At 72.5% G+C, this 1085-nt stretch carries 1 protein-coding gene; it reads right to left on the minus strand.

All coding sequences use genetic code 11. From position 1 onward, the window contains the following. A partial coding sequence (locus tag AC07CM_RS51060; RefSeq protein ID WP_478883385.1) for a polyketide synthase dehydratase domain-containing protein occupies positions 1–1085 on the minus strand: 1085 nt, incomplete at both ends.

Raw genomic sequence — 1085 nt, forward strand, 5'->3', positions numbered from 1 at the left:
CCGACGCCACCACATCAACGCCGCCCACCAACTCCACGAACCGCACATCACCCGCCTCGACCGCCGGCACCGACGTCAACCACTCCACCCGATACAAAGAACGCACGCGATCCACGTGTTCGGGGGCGCGCAGGTGCAGCGTGCCGACCGTCGCAACCGACCTTCCGGTGCCGTCGGCGACCGCGATCCCGATACCGGCGGACGCGGAACCGCTCAGTCGCACCCGTACGGTGGCCGCGCCGCTCGCGTGCAGTCCCACGCCCGTCCATGCGTACGGCAGCAGCGTGCCGGGCTCGGCGCCCTCGAGGAACGCGGCCCCGTGGAGCACGGCGTCGAGCAGCGCGGGGTGGATGCCGAAGGCCGCCACGTCTCGGACCCGCTCCGGCAGCGTGACCTCGGCGAACACGTCGTCCCCGACGCGCCAGGCAGCGGTCACGCCCCGGAAGGTCGGGCCGTAGTCGGTTCCGTCGTAGAAGCCGCTGAGGTCGAGCGCGACGGCCCCGGTTGGCGGCCAGTGCCCCGCGTCCCAGGCCGGTTCGACGGCCGCCGCACGGAGGACGCCTGTCGCGTGCCGGATCCATTCCTCTCCGTCGCGGGAGAAGACGTCCAGTTCGGCGCGGCCGTTCGCGTCCGAATCCGAGACCCTCACCTGCACGGGAACCGCACCCGTCTCGGGCAGCTCCAGCGGGACGGACAGCGTCAGTTCCTCGATCTGCTGTAGGCCGAGTTCGTCCCCGGCGCGCAGCGCCAGCTCCACGAAACCGGTGCCGGGGAACAGGATCCGGCCGTGTACGACGTGATCCGCCAGCCACGGCTGTGTCCGCAGCGACAGCCGGCCGGTGAGGATGACACCGCCGCCGTCCGGCAGCTCGACGGCGGCGCCGAGCAGCGGGTGCTCCACGGACTCGAGCCCGGCCCCGGACACGCCGCCGGTCGATCCGTGCGTCTCCGGCCAGTAGTAGGTGTGCTGGAAGGCGTAGGTCGGCAGTTCGACCCGGCGGGCGCCCGTGCCGGCGAAGAACGCCTCCCAGTCCACGGCCACCCCGTGCGCGAACACGCCGGCCACGGCGGTGACCGCCGACGTT

It is taken from the genome of Streptomyces sp. NPDC044061 (assembly GCF_056434305.1).